Source organism: Helicobacter sp. NHP19-012 (assembly GCF_019703325.1).
Lineage (GTDB): Bacteria > Campylobacterota > Campylobacteria > Campylobacterales > Helicobacteraceae > Helicobacter > Helicobacter gastrofelis.
Genome location: NZ_AP024819.1, coordinates 1,153,441 through 1,171,242 on the forward strand (window position 1 = coordinate 1,153,441; position 17,802 = coordinate 1,171,242).

Consider the following 17,802-nt stretch of genomic DNA (forward strand, 5'->3'; position numbering starts at 1 on the left):
TTTTAATCCTTTTAAAAACCTAAATTCTAGCAAAGGGCATTGCAATAGTCAATGACTGCCCCCACTCTCTTTACCGCTCCGCTAAACAACACTTCGTTATTTTCTAACCCCAAAGTTAAAATCTCTCCACTAAGGGGGATACATTGCGCTTTAGGTTTTGCTCCCTTTTGTTGTGCCACAAAAAACACCGCTGCCATGCCCGTGCCACAAGCTAGCGTGATGTCCTCCACGCCCCGCTCATAAGTGGCTAGGTGGATTTTTTCTAGGCTTTCTAGGTAAGCGTAGTTGACATTGGCGTTAAATTCTTGGCGTAGGGCTTGCATCGTGGGGGTTTTGGTTTTAGGTATCTCGTTTAAGCTATCCACAAAATGCACTAAGTGGGGCACGCCGCTATCAATCAACACCCACTCTTGCCCCTCAATCTTTAAGCTCTCTAGCCATTTGGGCGTGCCTAAATTGCTTTGCACCACTCCGCCCGTTTCTGTGATTTCCAGCACTTCTAGGCTAATCACCCCCGCCTTGCTTAAAAAACAATGCTTTTTAGGGGCGAGCCCTTGCAAGTAGGCGTAAAGCCCCACGCACCGACTCGCATTCCCGCACATGTTCGCCAAACTCCCATCAGCGTTGTAAAACTCCCATGTATAGGCGTGTTTGGGGTGGGGTAGCAAGATAACCAAGCCATCCGCCCCAAAGCCATAATGGCGGTTACAAAGCTCTTTGGCTAGGGCTTGGCGGTTAGCAGGTTTTAAATGGTGGGTGATTAAAAAATCGTTCCCGCTGGCGCAATATTTCTCTAGGTGCATGTTTTGCCTTTTTGGGTATTATAAAGTAAAAAAGCGAGTTGCATGCGTCCTGTGTATTTCTTTTGGTTTTTGTTTGCGGTGTCCTTTTATTGGATGCTCTATCTTTATGAAGATTTTTTAATGGATTTGCTCATCGCTGGGCTGCTCTGTGTCACGATCTTTTGGCTCAAAGAGTTTTTTGACCACTATATGAGCAACATTTGCAGCTCCCTTTTGTGTGTGGTGGTGCTCTTAAGCTTTTTAGTGGTGCCCATGTATTTTCTCATTTACAAGAGCACGGATTTCATCACCCACTTAAATCTAGAAAAATTTGCCTTCTACTTCAACAAGTCCAAAAGCGATCTCCTGCTCTATTTGGAGCACTTCCCCGTCTTAAGTGCCTACGCCCATAAAATCTTGTCTAATTTTTCAGCGCATACTTTAATGTCCTACGCCTTGCACCTTAGTAGCGGGATTGGCAAGTACAGCCTCAAATTTGCGAGCGACACGGCGATGGTCTTGGTCTTTTTGTTTCTGTGTTTCTTTTACGGGGAACGCTTTTACGATTATATTTTGGAGATTCTGCCCTTTGAGAAGATCCAAAGCCGGGGCATTTTTAGAGAAGTGGCGGGGATTTTGCGCGTGGTCTTGTTGACCTCTATCATCAATGTCGTTTTGCAGGGCATGGCCTTTGGGGCGTTGGTGGCGGGCTTTGGGCTAGATTGGCTCTCGCTTGGGATTTTATATGGGCTGTCTTCTTTAATCCCCATTGTGGGGGGGGCTTTGGTGTGGGGTCCCGTGGTGGTTTATGAGCTTTATCGCCACAACACAAGCACAGCCATCATCATCGCCCTTTATTCGGTGATCTTCATCGGTGGGGCGATCGACAGCCTGATCAAACCATGGCTCATTGGTTTCATTAAACGCCAAGTGCTGAAAATTTCGCTTAAGATCAACGAGATTTTGATCTTCTTTTCAATCTTGGCGGGCATTAGCAAGTTTGGCTTTTGGGGGATCGCCGTGGGCCCCACCATCACCGCCTTTTTCATCGTGTTTTTGCGCCTATATGAAAAGGTTTTCACTTCTAAACCAAAGCATGTGAGTTTGCCTAAGTAGTGGGCACCACTTGGGGGAAAGCGTAGGCGATCACGCTCACCACAATCCCGATCAAGATCACAAAGGCGATCGAGTATTTGACCGTGAATTTAAACAGATCGGATTCTTTGCCCGCCAGCCCCACCGCCGCGCAAGCGATGGCGATGCTCTGTGGGCTAATCATTTTGCCTAAAGTCCCCCCCACGGTGTTGGCGGTGAGTGTTAAGATTTCTGGGATTTTAAGGTTATTGGCGGTGAGCTGTTGCAAGGAGCCAAAGAGCAAATTCGAGCTGGTGTCGCTGCCCGTTAAGAAAACACCCACCCACCCAATGATGGGCGAGAAGAAAGTAAAGGCTTTGCCCGTGTGGGTGAGCGCAAGTGCCATGGTCGCTGAGATGCCGCTGTAATTAGACACAAAGGCAAAGCTTAAAACAAGCCCGATCGTTAAAATGGGGTAGCGCATTTCCTTTAAGGTGTCGCCAAGACTTCTATCGCATCGTGTGCCTTCACGCGGAGCACAAAAATGCTAATGAGTGCGGCCACTAAAATAGAAGTGCCCACGGTGTTGATCAAGGGCAGTTTAAAGACCACAGGGCTAGCTGCACTCTTGCCCTCAACTACAAAGGGTGCGCTCTTTAAAATCTTTTGGCTGATGCTGCTAAACTCAAAATAAAAACTAGAGAACGCCAACGCCCCCCCTTTAGCAAAGAGCGTCTTAAACCATGGCTGGGTCCAAATCACAATGGTCGCGATCAAGATAATGAAGGGGGCCCACGCCACCAAGACCTTACAGATATGGTGTTGTTGTTGGCTGGTGGAAACTTCCTTGCCATCGCTTCTAAAAATGTGCTTGGGTTGCCAAAAGCGCAAAAATACAGCGGTTGCAATGAGCGAAACGATCGCCGATAAAATCCCGGGCAACTCTGGCCCTAGATGGTTAGAGCTTAGATACTGTGCGAGTGCAAAACTAAAGGCGGCTACGAACACAGCAGGAAAGGTTTCTCTCACTCCCCTAAATCCGTCCATTAAAAACACAATGAAAAAGGGTACTAATAAACTGATGAAAAATAAAATCTTGCCCGCCATAGCACTGATAGAAAGCGCGCTCACGCCCACCGCCCCCGCCATGGCGGTGATGGGGATGCCCACTGCCCCAAAAGCCACGGGCGCAGTGTTGGCAATGAGGCACAGCCCCGCCGCATACAGGGGGTTTAGTCCAAGACCGACTAAAATCGCTGCCGTGATTGCCACAGGCCCGCCAAAGCCGATCGCCCCCTCTAGGAATGAGCCAAAACAAAACCCGATCAAGATCACCAAAATGCGGTGATCGGGGGTGATGGCCTGCACGCTCTCTTTTAAAATCTCAAAATAGCCCGACTTGACGCTGAGTTTATACAAGAAAATCGCCGCAATGATGATCCACGAAATGGGCCAAAGCCCATAGAGAAAGCCGTAAATAAAGCTCGCCCCCACCATCACAGCGGGCATTTTGTAGACAAAAAGGGCGATCAGCACAGACAACGCCACGCTTAAAAACGCTGCGGTGTGCCCTTTGAGCTTAAACACAATCAAGGACGCAAAAAAGAACACAATGGGTAAGACCGCCACAAGCGCGCTTAGCCAAATATTGCCCCCTAGGGGGGCGTAGACCTGATGCCACATACAAACTCCTATGAAGTAAAGCCTGAGTATAGCATAAGCTTAGTGGGAGTGGGAGCTAACCTACCAACTACACCGATAACCCCCTAGAAGTTGTAAACATAATTCACAAAGACCAACACATGGCACTTGCGGCCAAGGTCTAAAAGCTCCTAGCTCCTTTGGGCTTTGAGGTGGCTGTTTAAGGCTAGGGGGATTTAGTCCCACTCCAAACCCGTGGTGTAGTGCCCAATAGATTCTAATTGACACTTAAAGAATCCGCAGCTGTGCCCATGCGTCTGTGTCGCTCTTCACAAGTTTAAAAAGTGTGTTTGTGTTGGTTTCAATCTTGCTTTCTTCTTTTTGTTTGTCAATAGTTGATGGTTTTTAGGGATTTAGAAAATAGCGGATGCTTGCAAAGCCTTTTATTTGTAGAGTTTTCACAAGATCTACTTCGTTAGTGGAGATGATCCCACCCAAAGCAAAAATACGGGCTTTGAGTATGGAACTTAGGGCCTTGAAATAATCCAAACCTAAGGGGGGAGGCTTGTTTGGTGTGGCAAAAAGGGGACTTAGGGTGCAAAAGTCAATGCCTAAATCCAGGGCTTTTTGCACTTGTTCAACGCTGTGTGCGCTGTAAAAACTCTGTAAATTCTTAGGGATTTTAGGCGCAAAGTCTAAAGCATTACTCTTTAAATGCACGCCGTGAAAGCCGTGTTTGAGGGCGCAATCTAGGCTGTCTTGTGGGGTTTTTAAATTAACATAAGCCACAACCTTAAAAGCGGCACAAAGGTGCACAAAGGAAGCGCAAAGGGAGAAATTAATTGCCGGGTTAGTGGGTGAGCTCAAGTTTGTCTGCCTTAAACATGCGCGGCTAGGGGTGTGGGTTTTAAAAACCTGAGTCAAACACTCTTTGAACTCTTTTAAGCTAAGGTCTACAAAAGACTCTGGGATGATAAAATAAGACTCAAACATAAACACCAAAGGATTAAAATTAGTGGCGATCCTAGCACAAAATGCCAAACCCACCCACATTTTTATTACTATAAGAGCCCAAAGCCTTAGCATTCATCGGGGTTACCCATTAGCCTAGTCAATTCCTATGGGAAATGTAATTTTGGCTTGTAGCCATGCCAACTCTTCTAAGCATGTATAACTAGAGGAATCTTTGTGGTTATCCACACAAATACAATCATCGGCTCAAGTGTGTGTTGTTTGTTATCGTTTAACCGCCGCCACACAAAAGCCCCACCACCTATAAGCTTTAGATTGCGTGTGCTATAATCCCCCTTTATGAAAACGCCAAAGTAAAGACCGCCATGCCCCTTTACACAGATTTACTAAGCCAGCTTTGCGCCAAAGAGGATTTAAGGGAGGATCAGGTGTGGGCATTTTGGACAGGCGTTTTAAGCGGGCAGTTTAGCGACATTGAGTTAGGGGCTTTACTCATCGCCCTAAAGTGCAAGGGCGAAAGCCCGCAAGAGATCGCAAGCAGCGTGCAGGCATGTTTGCAAGAGAGCCAAGCCCTAAATATCCCCTTTGCGGTTGTGGATAATTGTGGCACGGGTGGAGATGGCAGCAAAAGCTTTAATATCAGCACGATCAGTGCCTTTGTGTGCGCCACGCTAGGCGTGAAAATGGCTAAAGCGGGCAATTACAGCTCAAGCGGGAGCGGGAGTGCCGAATTTTTAGAGCACTTGGGTTTCAACATCCACCTAAGCCCCAAACAGGTTACGCAAAGCCTGGATTTAGCTAACTTCGCCTTCCTCTTTGCCCCCATTTTCTACCCCAGCTTTGCCAAGGTCACCCCCTTAAGAAAAGCCCTGAAAACCCGCACCCTCTTTAATTTGCTAGGACCGCTCTTAAACCCCCTACGCCCCAAAGCCCAGCTTTTAGGCGTGGCCACCCCCAAATTGTGTTACCCCCTTGCTTGCACCCTGCAAAATTTGGGCCTAGAGCGCGCGTTAGTGGTGCACGGCTCAGGCTGTGATGAGATCGCCGTGCACGGGGAAACTTTAGTCTGCGAGCTAAGGGGGGGGCAAATCAAACAATACACGCTAGAGCCTAAAGACTTTGGACTCAAAAGCCACTCGCTAGAGGCGTTGAAGGTGCAAAGCGTGCAAGAGAGTGGGCACATTTGTTTAGACTTACTGCAAGGAGGGGGCAGCGAGGCGCAAAAAGCGAGTGTGATTGCCAACAGCGCAGGGGTGTTGTTTGTGGCTGGATGGGTTAAAGATTTTAAAGAGGGCGCCAAGCTTGCTAGAGAGTGTTTAGAGAGTAAACAAGCCTACACCCACTTACAAAGGATGGTGCAATTAAGCCATGCATGACTTGCTAAAAACCATGTTAGAGCACAAGAGAAAAGAGGTGCAGGCCCTGAAAGAACGCTATAGCCTACCCGCTGAGCTTAAAGCCAGCCAAAGAAATTTTAAGGAGGCTTTGCAAGAGCGGCGCACGAGTTTTATTTTAGAGTGCAAACAAGCCTCCCCCTCTAAGGGCTTGATTAGAAGCCCCTTTGACTTGGTAAAAATCGCTAAGGTGTATGAAAAGTACGCCACTTGCATTTCGGTGCTGACTGATGAGAAGTATTTTAAGGGGGCGTTTGAGAACCTGCGTATCGTGGCCCAGCACTCCACCAAGCCCCTTTTATGCAAAGACTTTATCCTGGACCCCTTCCAGGTGCGCCTAGCGCGGCTTATGGGTGCGGATGCGATTTTATTGATGCTTAGCGTGCTTAATGATGAGAGTTATACAGAATTAGCCGCCCTCGCCAAGTCTTTAAACATGGCGGTTTTAACTGAAGTGAGTAATCAAGCAGAGTTGCAACGTGCACTTACCTTAAATGCCCCCATTGTGGGTATCAACAATCGAGATTTAAAAACCCTCAAAGTGGATATTAACACCACCCTAGAGCTCGCCCCTTTGATCCCTGAGGATAAAATCCTCATTAGCGAGTCGGGGATCAACTCACACGCAGTGGTGAAACAGCTATGCCACAAGGTGCAGGGCTTCTTGGTGGGCAGCCATCTTATGGCACAAAAAAACCTAGAAAAAGCGTGTAAAAAGCTCATTTTAGGGGAAAATAAAGTCTGTGGGCTCAGGCGGGCAAAGGATGCTAGGGCGGTGTATAAACATGGCTTCATTTACGGCGGGCTCATTTTTGACCCCCAAAGCCCACGCTACATTGCGCCCAAGAAGGCCAAAAAGCTCATTGAAAAAGTGCCTAAGTTGGACTTTGTGGGCGTGTTCGTGCAAGCCAAGCCCAAGACGATCATTAAAAGAGTCTACCAGCTAGGGCTTAAGGCGGTGCAATTGCACGGCCGTTATAGTGCAGAGGATTTAAGCCTACTACAAAATGCCCTAGATTGCCCCGTGTGGGCGGTGGCAAGCATTGACCCGCATGCTAAAAAATTGCCCCAAATCCCAAGTACTCCTTTAGTGTTGTTTGATAGCAAGGGGGCGAGGGCGGGGGGCAATGGCGTGGCGTTTTCTTGGGAGCTTTTAGAGGGCTTTAAACGCCCCTTTATGCTTGCCGGTGGGCTTAATGCGAGCAATTTAGAAAAGGCAGTGGCCATAGGGGCTCTAGGGCTTGATTTAAACTCAGGACTAGAGAGCGCGCCGGGCAAAAAGAGCGGGCAAAAAATCGCCCAAGTGGCGAAAATGTTACGGGAGTATTGAAATGCAGCGGTATTTTGGAGAATTTGGGGGGGGCTTTGTGCCCGAGCTGTTGGTCCCCGCCCTCACACAATTAGAGCAGGCGTTTGAGGCTTGTTTAAAAGACAGCGGGTTTCAAGCCGCATTAAGTGAGCTTTTAAAGGACTTTGTAGGTCGGCCAAGCCCTTTAACTTTGGTGAAGAACTTTTGCCCCAACCCTAAAGTGAAAATGTATTTAAAACGAGAGGACTTGATCCATGGGGGGGCGCACAAGACTAATCAGGCTTTAGGGCAAGCCCTCTTAGCGCAAAAAATAGGTAAAAAGCGTGTGATTGCCGAAACGGGGGCGGGACAACACGGCGTGGCAACCGCCATTGCCTGCGCGCTCTTGGGGCTAGAGTGTGTGGTGTATATGGGGGCTAAGGACATCGAGCGGCAAAAGCAAAATGTCTTTAGGATGCGCTTACTTGGCGCACAGGTGCAATCTGTGGAGAGCGGATCGGCAAGTTTAAAGGACGCGATCAATGAAGCCCTTAGAGATTGGGCAAGCTCTTATGCCACCACCCACTACCTTCTAGGCACCGCTGCTGGCCCGCACCCCTACCCACAGATGGTTAAACATTTCCAAAGCGTGATCGGCATAGAGGCTAGAGCGCAGATTTTAGAAAAGGAGGGCAAACTGCCCGACTCTGTCATCGCTTGCGTGGGCGGGGGCTCTAATGCGATTGGCATTTTTGCCGGCTTTTTAGAAGATACAGCTGTGGGCTTGGTTGGGGTTGAACCCGGAGGGCTTGGGCTAGACACCAACAAACATGGGGCGACTTTATGCAAGGGGAGTGTGGGGATTTTGCACGGGTGCAAGACTTATATTTTGCAAGATGAGCAGGGGCAGATCCAAGAGAGCCATAGCATTTCGGCTGGGCTAGATTACCCCGGTGTGGGGCCAGAGCATAGCTATTTAAAAACAAGCGGGCGGGCGCAGTATGTGGCGGTGAGTGATGAAGAGGCTTTAGAGGCGTTTGTGCGTTTAAGCCAAAGCGAGGGTATCATCCCCGCCCTAGAGAGCGCACACGCCCTAGCTTATGCCTATAAACTTGCCAAAGAGTGCAAGACAGAGAGCTTAATTCTTGTCAACTTAAGCGGTCGGGGGGATAAGGACCTAGCCACAGTGCAGGGGGCGTTGGGGGTGTGTTAGTTTTTAGGGTAGGGCTTAAATTTTTTTCTGGATATGTAACCTTAAACCAAAGAAAAGAACCCTTACTGCTCAAAAGGGGGACTATATTTGTTTTTAGGAGAATCACAACGTCTACTAGGGTTGTTGCAACGCTCTACAACACAAAAACGACTTTAAGGTTGTTTGAAAAAAACGGAGTTTAAACCCCCCGCATCACCCTACTTTCCCACCCTTGCAAAGGGCAGTATCATCGGCGTAAGAGAGCTTGACTTCCAGGTTCGGGATGGGGCTGGGTATTTCCTCTCTTCTAGGGACACGGGAAAAAAGCAGAGCTTTTTCAGCAAAGCTTTTTAAGGCTTGCGGTTCTCTTAAAGTTTTAAGAGAACCTCGGGTTAAGCCCTTGTCTTAAGGGCTTAGATTCGACCATTCTAAGTTTAAAGCCTTAGAAGAATCAGGGATGGCTCAGGTTAGAGCTAAGCCATCCCTAAAATAAAAACACCATTCTAGCATTTTTATTGACAAAAAAGCAAACAAAGCGATAAAAAGCAACGCTTTAAATCAATAGTCTATGTGGGTCTTTCTACAAGCCTTCATTACACTCAATAAGGCAGTGAAGCTTTTATACAAGCAAACAAGCCAAACGCTCTATTAGTAGTGGTTAGCTGAGTGCATTGCTGCACTTACACACCCACCCTATCAAACATGTAGTCTTCATGCGAGCTTCAGGGAAAGCTTATCTTGGAGTTGGCTTCGAGCTTAGATGCTTTCAGCTCTTATCACAACCATGCGTGGCTACCCAGCGGTGCTCTTGGCAGAACAACTGGTGCACCAGTGGCATGTCCATCCCGGTCCTCTCGTACTAGGGACAGCTCTCCTCAGCTTTCCTACGCCCACAGCAGATAGGGACCGAACTGTCTCACGACGTTCTGAACCCAGCTCGCGTACCGCTTTAAATGGCGAACAGCCATACCCTTGGGACCTGCTCCAGCCCCAGGATGCGATGAGCCGACATCGAGGTGCCAAACCTCCCCGTCGATGTGAGCTCTTGGGGGAGATCAGCCTGTTATCCCCGGGGTACCTTTTATCCTTTGAGCGATGGCTCTTCCACACGAGAACCACCGGATCACTATGACCGACTTTCGTCTCTGCTTGAGTTGTCTCTCTTGCAGTTAAGCTAGCTTGTGCCATTACACTCAGCTGGCGATTTCCAACCGCCATGAGCTAACCTTTGTAAGCCTCCGTTACTTTTTAGGAGGCGACCGCCCCAGTCAAACTACCCACCAAGCATTGTCCTGCCTAAGGATGACTTAGGCCAGTTAGCTAACAAAAACGCCAAGGGTGGTATCTCAAGGATGGCTCCACAGACACCAAAGTGTCTGCTTCAAAGCCTCCCACCTATCCTGCGCATGGCATTCCCATTAGCAGTGCTAAGCTATAGTAAAGGTCCACGGGGTCTTTCCGTCTTGCTGCGGGTAGGAGGAATTTTCACCTCCACTACAATTTCACTGGATCTCTCTTTGAGACAGCTCCCATCTCGTTACGCCATTCATGCAGGTCGGTATTTAACCGACAAGGAATTTCGCTACCTTAGGACCGTTATAGTTACGGCCGCCGTTTACTCGGGCTTCAATTCAAAGCTTCGCCTTGCGGCTAACCCATCCTCTTAACCTTCGAGCACCGGGCAGGCGTCACACCTTATACTTCCTCTTACGAGTTGGCAAAGTGCTGTGTTTTTGGTAAACAGTCGGGAGGGACTCTTTGCTGAGACCACATTGCTGTGGCACACCTTATCGCGAACTTACGGTGCTAGTTTGCAGAGTTCCTTAAAGAGAGTTCATCCACGCGCCTTAGAATACTCATCTCATCTACCTGTGTCGGTTTGCGGTACGGACAATTGCAACTAAACTTAGAGACTTTTCTTGGCACGATAGTGTCAGTGATTCTCCCCTTGGCCCGAAGGCCTTAGAGAGCCTGTCAGGTTTGAAATACAGGAGCGGATTTGCCACTCTCCCAATCTACACCCTTCGACCAGCACATCCATCAGCTGGCTCACCTAACTTTATGCGTCCTCCCATCGCGCATTGCAATTGGTATGGGAATATTAACCTATTTTCCATCGCCTACCCCTTTCGGACTTGGCTTAGGACCCGACTAACCCTACGATGACGAACATCGCGTAGGAAACCTTAGATTTACGGCGGATACGATTCTTACGCATCTTATCGCTACTCATTCCTGCATGCTCACTTCTGTGCGCTCCAGCACTCCTTACGGTATGCCTTCAACGCTGCACAGAACGCTCTTCTACCACTGCTCCTAAGAGCAATCTACAACTTCGGTGTCTATCTTAGCCCCGTTATATTTTCAGCGCATGATCACTAGACCAGTGAGCTGTTACGCTTTCTTTAAAGGATGGCTGCTTCTAAGCCAACCTCCTGGTTGTTTGAGTAGCCACACATCTTTTTCCACTTAGAATAGAACTTTGGGACCTTAGTTGGTAGTCTGGGTTGTTTCCCTCTTGACGATTGATTTTATCACCCACCGCCTGACTCCCAAGATACAACAAAGGGTATTCGCAGTTTGACAGGGTTTGGTACTGCGGCGAGCAGCCCTAGCCCAATCAGAGCTCTACCCCCCTTTGCTATGACTTGAGGCTATACCTAAATATATTTCGAAGAGAACCAGCTATCACCAAGTTTGTTTGGCCTTTCACCCCTATCCACAGCTCATCCCAGCCCGTTTCAATGGGCACGGGTTCAGTCCTCCACAAGCTGTTACACTCGTTTCAACTTGGCCATGGATAGATCACTTGGCTTCGGGTCTGCAGCGTCTGACTAAAGCGCCCTATTCAGACTCGCTTTCGCTACGGCTCGTTTTCACTTAACCTTGCCAGACACCACAACTCGCAGGATCATTATGCAAAAGGCAGTCCATCACCCTGATAAATCATAGGGCTTTGAATGATTGTAAGTAGATGGTTTCAGGTTCTATTTCACTCCGTTACCCACGGTTCTTTTCACCTTTCCCTCACGGTACTTGTGCGCTATCGGTCAAAGAGTAGTATTTAGGGTTGGAGAGTGGTCTCCCCCGGCTTCAGCCCGGATTTCACGTGTCCTGGCCTACTCTGGATCCGGCTATCTAGGGTTTATCTTTCGCATACAGGGCTATCACCTTCTATGGCTTGTCTTTCCAAACAACTTTGCTAGAAAAACCCCTTGAATGTTGCCGTCCTCAACCCCGAGTGCAAGCACCCGGTTTGCCCTTATCCCCTTTCGCTCGCCACTACTGAGGGAATCTCGTTGATTTCTTTTCCTCTAGCTACTGAGATGTTTCACTTCGCTAGGTTCGCTCTCTATAAATAGAGTAACCTACATTGCTGTAAGTTGGGTTGCCCCATTCGGACACCTACGGATCAATGCTTCTTGACAGCTCCCCGTAGCTTATCGCAGTCTAGTGCGTCCTTCATCGCCTCTCTTTGCCAAGGCATCCACCATCTACTCTTAATATCTTGTTTGCCACTCTAGCATATCCGCTAGAGCGTTGCATAAGAGCCACACCGCCTTATTGAGTATAATTCTTTTGGCTTTGTAGTTTTTACCTTTACATAGGCTATTGACAATAATAAATCAAATAACACGCTTTAAGTCTGCCTTTTTTAGAAAAAAGCTTTCACCTTTTCCATGCAAGCTTTCTTAGAAGCAAAACGTGATAATAGCGGTTTTAAGCTTAAGGGGGGCTTAAATTATAGCGGTTAGACTTGCAGAAAATTTAGGAACTTTTGCCCCTTAGCAAATCACCCAGTCGATCTATGTGGCTACCGAGTTGCTGCAACTCTTGGGCAATTTCATCCAATTGCGCCTCAACTTTAGACAACCCGTTTTCTACTTCGTCAATGAGTTCTCCGACATTGTTACAATTATCCATAGTGCACCATCCTTTCAAATTCTTTAAAGATATACAACCCATCGTGAGGACCGGGACTTGCCTCAGGATGGTGTTGGACGGAAATAATGGGGGCGTTTTTGTAGCACACACCCTCAATGGTGTGGTCGAAAAGATTTTTATGTGTGATTGTAGCGACTTTGGCAATACTCTCTGGCACGCAGTAGTTGTGGTTTTGTGCGCTCACTTCAATGCGCCCGGTTTGTAGGTTTAGCACGGGGTGGTTGCTGCCGTGATGCCCGAATTTGAGCTTATAAGTGGGATAGCCATGTGCGATGCTTAAGAGCTGATGCCCTAGACAAATGCCCAGCATGGGGATTTGTTCTTCAATGAGCTGGCTAATTTCGTGGATCACGCTTTTTAAACGCAAAGGATCGCCCGGACCATTAGAGAGCAACACGCCCTTAATTTCACCCTTTTTATAGGCTTCAATCAAGGTTTGTGCCTTTGTGTCGGGGGCGAAACATACAGGCTTTAGCCCCACTTGGGCGAGGTTGTTTAAAATATTGCTCTTCACGCCCAAATCCAAAACCCCAACGGCACTTGAGAGTGTGGGGCTTTGGTAGTTCAAGCTTGCAAAGTCAAAAGTGCCTTGCGTGTGGGCTTCTTTACGGCTAAATGGGGGGATCAAATGTTGCTCGGCAATGCTAGTAGAAGAGCGCAAGATCTCTTGCAATTCCTGCTTATCTAGCCCATTGGTGGAAACCACCACGCCCATCGCCCCCTCATCTCTTAGCATGCCCACCAACGCCCTCGTGTCTAAGCCACTCACGCCCAACACCCCGTGCTGTTGCAAGAACACACTTAAGGACTGCCCCGCCCTAAAGTTGGAGTGAATACTTGGGGTGTGGCGCACTAAAATGCCCGCACAAAAGCTACTTGGCGACTCGCGATCTTGCTCGTTTGCCCCCACCACGCCCACTTCAGGGGTGCTAAAAACAATAAATTGTCCAAGGTAACTTGGATCGGTGATGACTTCTTCATACCCGCTCATGGCGGTGTTAAAAACCGCCTCGCCGGCCACAGCCCCACTAGCCCCAAAGCTCATGGCCTCTAAGAACAAGCCATTTTCAAAGTAGAGCGTGGCTTTCATAGAAATCCCTTGCGCCTTAATTCTTCCTCATACATGCGTTCAAAGACCAATTCGTATTCATCGCTGCCAACGGGAAGTTTGCGTTTATAGTGCTTGATCTTTTCGCTCACCTCTGTTTCCACGCTTTCATAGAGCTTGGCGTAGGTATCAATGGACTTAAAAATCACATTACGGATTCTGTTTTCAGATACAGAAAACATAAGCAGGTCTTCATCTAAGATTTTTTCTAAAATCTCATGGGAGAGCAAATTACAGCGATCCTCCCAACCCAAAGCAAACCCGTTTTCAAGGGCAACTTGCTTCTTAATGTCCCAAAAGAGTCGTCTTTCATCCATGCGCATGAATTCTATCTGGTCTAAGTTTTCCTCAAGTAAATCACGCACTCTATCATCGATGGCAGCTTCTTGGCTGACATGCTCTTGCAATACGGCTTGTGTGATTTTGGTGAGCACTTCTAAAGAGCCCTTGAGCTCCAAAAGCGGAGATTGAACTAAGTCTTGGGCAATTTTACTCACAATATAGCGGACATGGTTAGGCTTTAATCTCATCTCTTGCCCTATTCTTAATTGTTTTATTTAGTTAAGACTTATTCTAACATAATTTGGGTAAAGGACTAGAGAGTGGAACTTTAAAACTCGATTAGTTTTCATGTGCTAGAATGCGCATTTCAATCTTCTTAAGGGTTTGCATGCAGGCGCAACGCTTTTATTTCCTCTTCTCCCTTGCCATCATCGCCATTATAGCGTTGCCGGTGGGAATCGCTAATCTCATTTTAGGCTTCGTTTATCACGACTCGCCTTGCATCCAATGTTGGGGCGAGCGCCAAAGCATGGTCTATATCGCTTTAGGTGGGTTGTTTATCTTGCGCTATGGCTTAAAGCCTAAATACATTGCTATTTTGGTGTTAATCGTAGCAGGCGGGCTTTATCAAAGTTTTTACCATTTAGGCAACCACGCCCTAGAAGATGTGGGGCAGGGCTTTGCTTTAGAGATTTTTGGACTACACACGCAGTTTTGGGCGGAGCTTGTGTTTTGGATAGCTTTGCTGGTGCTAGGCTTGCTATTGCTAAAAGCCCCCAATTTCCAAGAGCAAGGTCCTCGCCAACTCACCCGCTCTAACCTTTGGGCTTTTGGGATTTTTAGCTTTTTGGTGGCTTCAAACATGTTGCAAGCCCTTATCTCCACAGGGCCTTTTCCTTACCTAGGGCATGGCGACCCGGTCCGCTTTTCATGGCGCATGGCGGAAAATATTTGGAGCACAAGCAATTGGGGGCATATGGGCTTTCCTCGAAGGCTAGGCAAGCGCGTAGTTGATGGACCTATTTTAGCCGACAGCTCTCATCAATGGGAGAGCGATTACCGCAAAGCTCCCCTTGAGATCCACAAAAACCTAACACTCCTGCAAACTCAAATCAGCCCCTTAAAATTAAACGCCCCCATCAGCGATTTAAACTTTTTAGCCGCCAAGGAAACCCCCCAAACCGCCAAAGCTCCCACCAAGCCTAGTTTACTCCAGACGATCGAAACGGATATTTTTGGCAAACACAGCGATGGGTGTGCTCCCGCCTTAAAGCCCCAACCCTACACTTTTTCGCCAGAAACCTTTGCTGGCAACAACGCCCTTTTAAAGAACGCCTTCCTAATTGCCACGCAAAAAGAAGGGTTATATGTAGTCGATAAAAAGTTGCAAAGAATCTTGGCCCACCTAGTGCTAGATAAGCATTACTCCGTAACAGTGGAGCATTTCGTGGGGGCGAATATGGTGGGCAATCTCATCCGTTTAATGGGGGCGAATAAAAGCAGTGTAGATGTCGCCTACAATCCCGGAGCCAAGAATAACTTTGCCAACTTCTTAGAAGGGGCACACCATTTCAACGAGATTGGGCGCAACCGCTTACGCACAAGTCGCGCTTCCACCTACTATATCCTAAGTGCTAGAAGCGATGGCACCCATACCTACATGCTGACCGTGCCAAACAAACGCTACAAGCAATTAATCTTAGTGGGCATGCTCGATCAAGATTTGGGCTTAAGTTCGGAAACTGTGGTGCGTCCGTTGAAAAACAACCCCCTCAAAAAAGGGCGCACACTCGGAGAGTTTTACATCACAGGGTTAGCCTTTTATCAAGGACGGCTCTTTGCCCTAAGTAAAGCCTACAACGCCCTTTTAGTCATCAACCCCTACAACGCCACAATCATAGACGCTTACGGCTTGCCCCCTAGTGTGAAAAACCCGACTGCGCTGACTTTTGTCAACAACGCCTTGATCGTCAGCGGTTATAGCAATAGACATGACATTTTTTATACCTTAGGCATTTCTAACTTATCGCTAGACTTGCCCCCCGCTGAAAAACCCACTCTTAAAGCACCCATTTTACAAGCGCATGGTTGCTGAGTTTCTCAAAGAGGGCGTGTTGCTCTTGTTTGCTACTCACAACCAAAGAGAGTTGCAGGCTCGTGTATTTGCCTTGTGCGCTTTTGTTTTTAGTGCATACTTGGTATTTTAGGGGGGCGAGCAAACCGGGTAATTCGTCCAAGAGCCCTTGGGGTTTGTCGGTGATGAGGCGGTATTCCCATAAACAGGGGTAGATGATGGCGGTTTTAGAATCCATGTAAAATCTCCAAAAATTTTTGGGGGATGGAGGTGGGTTTTTTTGTGGCTAGGTCAATGAAGGCAAGTTTAATGCGCATGCGAAAGAGTCTTTGCTCTTGCCGTAAAATTTCTTGTTGCAAGCTTAAACTCACTCTTTTGAGCTCTAAAATTTGGGTGCTCACTTGCAAACAATCACCCAAAAGAGCTGGGGTGATGAACTCGGCTTGTAGGCTTTTAATCACGAAGCCACCTTGCGTGTTTTGCGGAACTACTCCCACTCTAAAAAACACTTCACTCCTCGCCCGCTCGCAAAATTTTAAATAATTGGCGTGGTAAACTAACCCCGTGCTGTCTGTGTCCTCATAGTAAACCCGAAATTGCATAAACTCCCCTTTCAAAGCCTGCATAGAGCCATGTATTTGTAAAGCTATAGTAAACCTTAATCCTTGTTATGCTACCATACTGAATTTTATTTTCAAAAATTAGCTACTGGAGAAGCGATGAATAACTTTTCAAAATTAGGCTTTATCCTAGCAGCTTTGGGCAGCTCAATCGGCTTAGGGCACATTTGGCGTTTCCCCTACATGACGGGTACAAGTGGGGGGGGTGGCTTTGTACTCTTATTTTTAGTGCTTGCTCTCAGCGTGGGGCTTACCATGCTTGTAGCCGAAATGGTGATAGGACAGAGCACGCAAACCGATGTGGCTTCAGCTTTCGAGCAACTAAACCCCACAGGCTCTAAGAAGTGGAAATATGCGGGGCTGATGCTTTTTACCGGTCCGCTCATCTTGTCTTTTTATGCGATTGTCTTGGGCTGGGTGTTTTACTACCTTGTAGGCGTGAGTTTTAACCTGCCTGCTGATATACAGGCTTCTAAGCAAATTTTATTGGGCTTAGAAAACTCTTTGGGTAAGCAAATTGGGGGGCTTAGTGCAACGCTTTTTTTAACCGCTTGGATTGTTTCAAGGGGAGTCAAGGACGGGATTGAAAAGTTAAACTTTGTGCTCATGCCCCTATTATTCATCATTTTTTTTGGCTTATTGATTTATGCGAGCACCCAACCCTCTTTCAAACAAGCGGTGAACTTCATGTTTGGGGTGCGCCTCGCCGACATCAACCACAAGGTTTTCATGAACGCTTTAGGACAGGTTTTCTTTGCCTTGAGCATTGGCATTGGCATCAACATCTCTTACGCCTCTTCCACTGATCCTAAGCAAAACCTCTTGCAGAGTGCGTTTTGGGTGGTCGTGCCCGGGATTGTAATTTCCTTAGTGGCGGGCTTGATGATTTTTACTTTTGTGTTTGAGTATGGCGATAGCCCTACTGAAGGGCCAGGCCTCATCTTTGTGTCCTTGCCCGTGGTCTTTTACAAAATGGGCTGGATAGGGAGTGTGGTTTTTATTTTATTTTTATGCGCCCTGGCTTTTGCGGGGATCACCTCCACCATTGCCCTCTTAGAGCCCCCCGTGCAGTATCTCATCGATCACAACTACTCCCGCCCTAAAGCGACTTGGCTCGTAACTTTAGCCACTTACATTTTAGGTGTGATTCTTGTCTTTTCTCTCAATAAAATCTACAAGACCTATTTAAGCATCTTCCATAGGGACTTATTTGATTTAGCAGATTTTTTCACTACATCGGTTTTAATGCCTCTAGGTGGGTTGGCGTCTGTGCTTTTTGTGGGTTGGATCATTGGTAAGGATAAATTGCGCCAAATCACCACCCACTTTTTGAGCGATGGTCTCTTTACCCTTTGGCTATTTTTATTAAAATTCATTGCCCCCCTAGTCATTTTGGCGATTTGGGTGGTGAAAATCGTGCAGGGGTAAGG

The 17,802-nt window shown here is 47.6% G+C and carries 13 protein-coding genes, 2 rRNA genes and 1 pseudogene; 6 read left to right on the top strand and 10 right to left on the bottom strand.

The window, feature by feature from the left end; all coding sequences use genetic code 11:
• Positions 1 to 26 precede the first annotated feature (26 nt).
• The gene (dapF, locus tag K6J74_RS05900) at positions 27 to 803 is read right to left on the bottom strand and encodes a diaminopimelate epimerase (RefSeq protein ID WP_221271368.1); all 777 of its coding nucleotides are present in this window, start codon (positions 801 to 803) and stop codon (positions 27 to 29) included.
• A gap of 42 nt (positions 804 to 845) precedes the next feature.
• On the opposite strand from dapF, the gene K6J74_RS05905 reads away from it, so the two are divergent.
• On the top strand, positions 846 to 1,898 hold the full coding sequence (locus K6J74_RS05905; RefSeq protein WP_221271371.1) for an AI-2E family transporter: 1,053 nt from the start codon (positions 846 to 848) through the stop codon (positions 1,896 to 1,898).
• Here the strand turns inward: K6J74_RS05905 and K6J74_RS05910 are convergent.
• Both K6J74_RS05910 and K6J74_RS09035 read right to left on the bottom strand, forming a co-directional pair.
• Positions 1,891 to 3,539: pseudogene (locus K6J74_RS05910) on the bottom strand (L-lactate permease). The gene K6J74_RS05905 and the pseudogene K6J74_RS05910 sit on opposite strands and share 8 nt — an antisense overlap.
• Before the next feature lie 363 nt (positions 3,540 to 3,902).
• Positions 3,903 to 4,286: a thiamine phosphate synthase gene (locus K6J74_RS09035; RefSeq protein ID WP_260321554.1), complete on the bottom strand. Its 384-nt coding sequence runs from the start codon at positions 4,284 to 4,286 to the stop codon at positions 3,903 to 3,905.
• 548 nt (positions 4,287 to 4,834) lie between these two features.
• Here K6J74_RS09035 and trpD point away from each other — a divergent pair.
• Genes trpD through trpB form a run of 3 tightly spaced genes read left to right on the top strand, consistent with a single transcriptional unit; the run spans position 4,835 to position 8,364 of the window.
• A complete protein-coding gene (trpD, locus tag K6J74_RS05920; protein WP_221271374.1) occupies positions 4,835 to 5,845 on the top strand; it encodes an anthranilate phosphoribosyltransferase in 1,011 nt (336 codons plus the stop codon).
• Positions 5,838 to 7,193, top strand: a complete 1,356-nt coding sequence (gene trpCF, locus K6J74_RS05925) for a bifunctional indole-3-glycerol-phosphate synthase TrpC/phosphoribosylanthranilate isomerase TrpF (protein WP_221271376.1) — start codon at positions 5,838 to 5,840, stop codon at positions 7,191 to 7,193. Before trpD ends, trpCF begins: the two co-directional genes overlap by 8 nt.
• Before the next feature lies 1 nt (position 7,194).
• Positions 7,195 to 8,364, top strand: coding sequence for a tryptophan synthase subunit beta (gene trpB / locus K6J74_RS05930; RefSeq protein ID WP_430886778.1), 1,170 nt, complete (start codon positions 7,195 to 7,197; stop codon positions 8,362 to 8,364).
• Between the two features lie 184 nt (positions 8,365 to 8,548).
• Here trpB and rrf read toward each other — a convergent pair.
• The 5 genes from rrf to K6J74_RS05955 all read right to left on the bottom strand — a co-directional run bounded on the left by rrf (position 8,549) and on the right by K6J74_RS05955 (position 13,926).
• Positions 8,549 to 8,664, bottom strand: a 5S ribosomal RNA gene (gene rrf, locus K6J74_RS05935).
• 306 nt (positions 8,665 to 8,970) lie between these two features.
• Positions 8,971 to 11,857: ribosomal RNA gene (locus K6J74_RS05940) — 23S ribosomal RNA — on the bottom strand.
• A 254-nt stretch (positions 11,858 to 12,111) separates the two neighbouring features.
• On the bottom strand, positions 12,112 to 12,267 hold the full coding sequence (locus tag K6J74_RS05945) for a hypothetical protein (protein ID WP_221271377.1): 156 nt from the start codon (positions 12,265 to 12,267) through the stop codon (positions 12,112 to 12,114).
• Positions 12,260 to 13,378, bottom strand: coding sequence for a glutamine-hydrolyzing carbamoyl-phosphate synthase small subunit (gene carA / locus K6J74_RS05950; RefSeq protein WP_221271380.1), 1,119 nt, complete (start codon positions 13,376 to 13,378; stop codon positions 12,260 to 12,262). The genes K6J74_RS05945 and carA overlap by 8 nt, the downstream gene beginning before the upstream one ends.
• Complete coding sequence (locus K6J74_RS05955) at positions 13,375 to 13,926, bottom strand: DUF507 family protein (protein WP_221271382.1); 552 nt, start codon at positions 13,924 to 13,926, stop codon at positions 13,375 to 13,377. Before K6J74_RS05955 ends, carA begins: the two co-directional genes overlap by 4 nt.
• Positions 13,927 to 14,066: 140 nt before the next feature.
• On the opposite strand from K6J74_RS05955, the gene K6J74_RS05960 reads away from it, so the two are divergent.
• Complete coding sequence (locus K6J74_RS05960; RefSeq protein WP_221271384.1) at positions 14,067 to 15,773, top strand: disulfide bond formation protein B; 1,707 nt, start codon at positions 14,067 to 14,069, stop codon at positions 15,771 to 15,773.
• Here the strand turns inward: K6J74_RS05960 and K6J74_RS05965 are convergent.
• Both K6J74_RS05965 and K6J74_RS05970 read right to left on the bottom strand, forming a co-directional pair.
• The gene (locus tag K6J74_RS05965; RefSeq protein ID WP_221271386.1) at positions 15,739 to 15,990 is read right to left on the bottom strand and encodes an HP0495 family protein; all 252 of its coding nucleotides are present in this window, start codon (positions 15,988 to 15,990) and stop codon (positions 15,739 to 15,741) included. The two genes, K6J74_RS05960 and K6J74_RS05965, sit on opposite strands and share 35 nt — an antisense overlap.
• Positions 15,980 to 16,354: a YbgC/FadM family acyl-CoA thioesterase gene (locus tag K6J74_RS05970; RefSeq protein ID WP_221271388.1), complete on the bottom strand. Its 375-nt coding sequence runs from the start codon at positions 16,352 to 16,354 to the stop codon at positions 15,980 to 15,982. The genes K6J74_RS05965 and K6J74_RS05970 overlap by 11 nt, the downstream gene beginning before the upstream one ends.
• A 117-nt stretch (positions 16,355 to 16,471) precedes the next feature.
• Here K6J74_RS05970 and K6J74_RS05975 point away from each other — a divergent pair, with 117 nt between their 5' ends.
• A complete protein-coding gene (locus tag K6J74_RS05975) occupies positions 16,472 to 17,800 on the top strand; it encodes a sodium-dependent transporter (RefSeq protein ID WP_221271390.1) in 1,329 nt (442 codons plus the stop codon).
• The last annotated feature ends 2 nt before the right edge of the window (positions 17,801 to 17,802 follow it).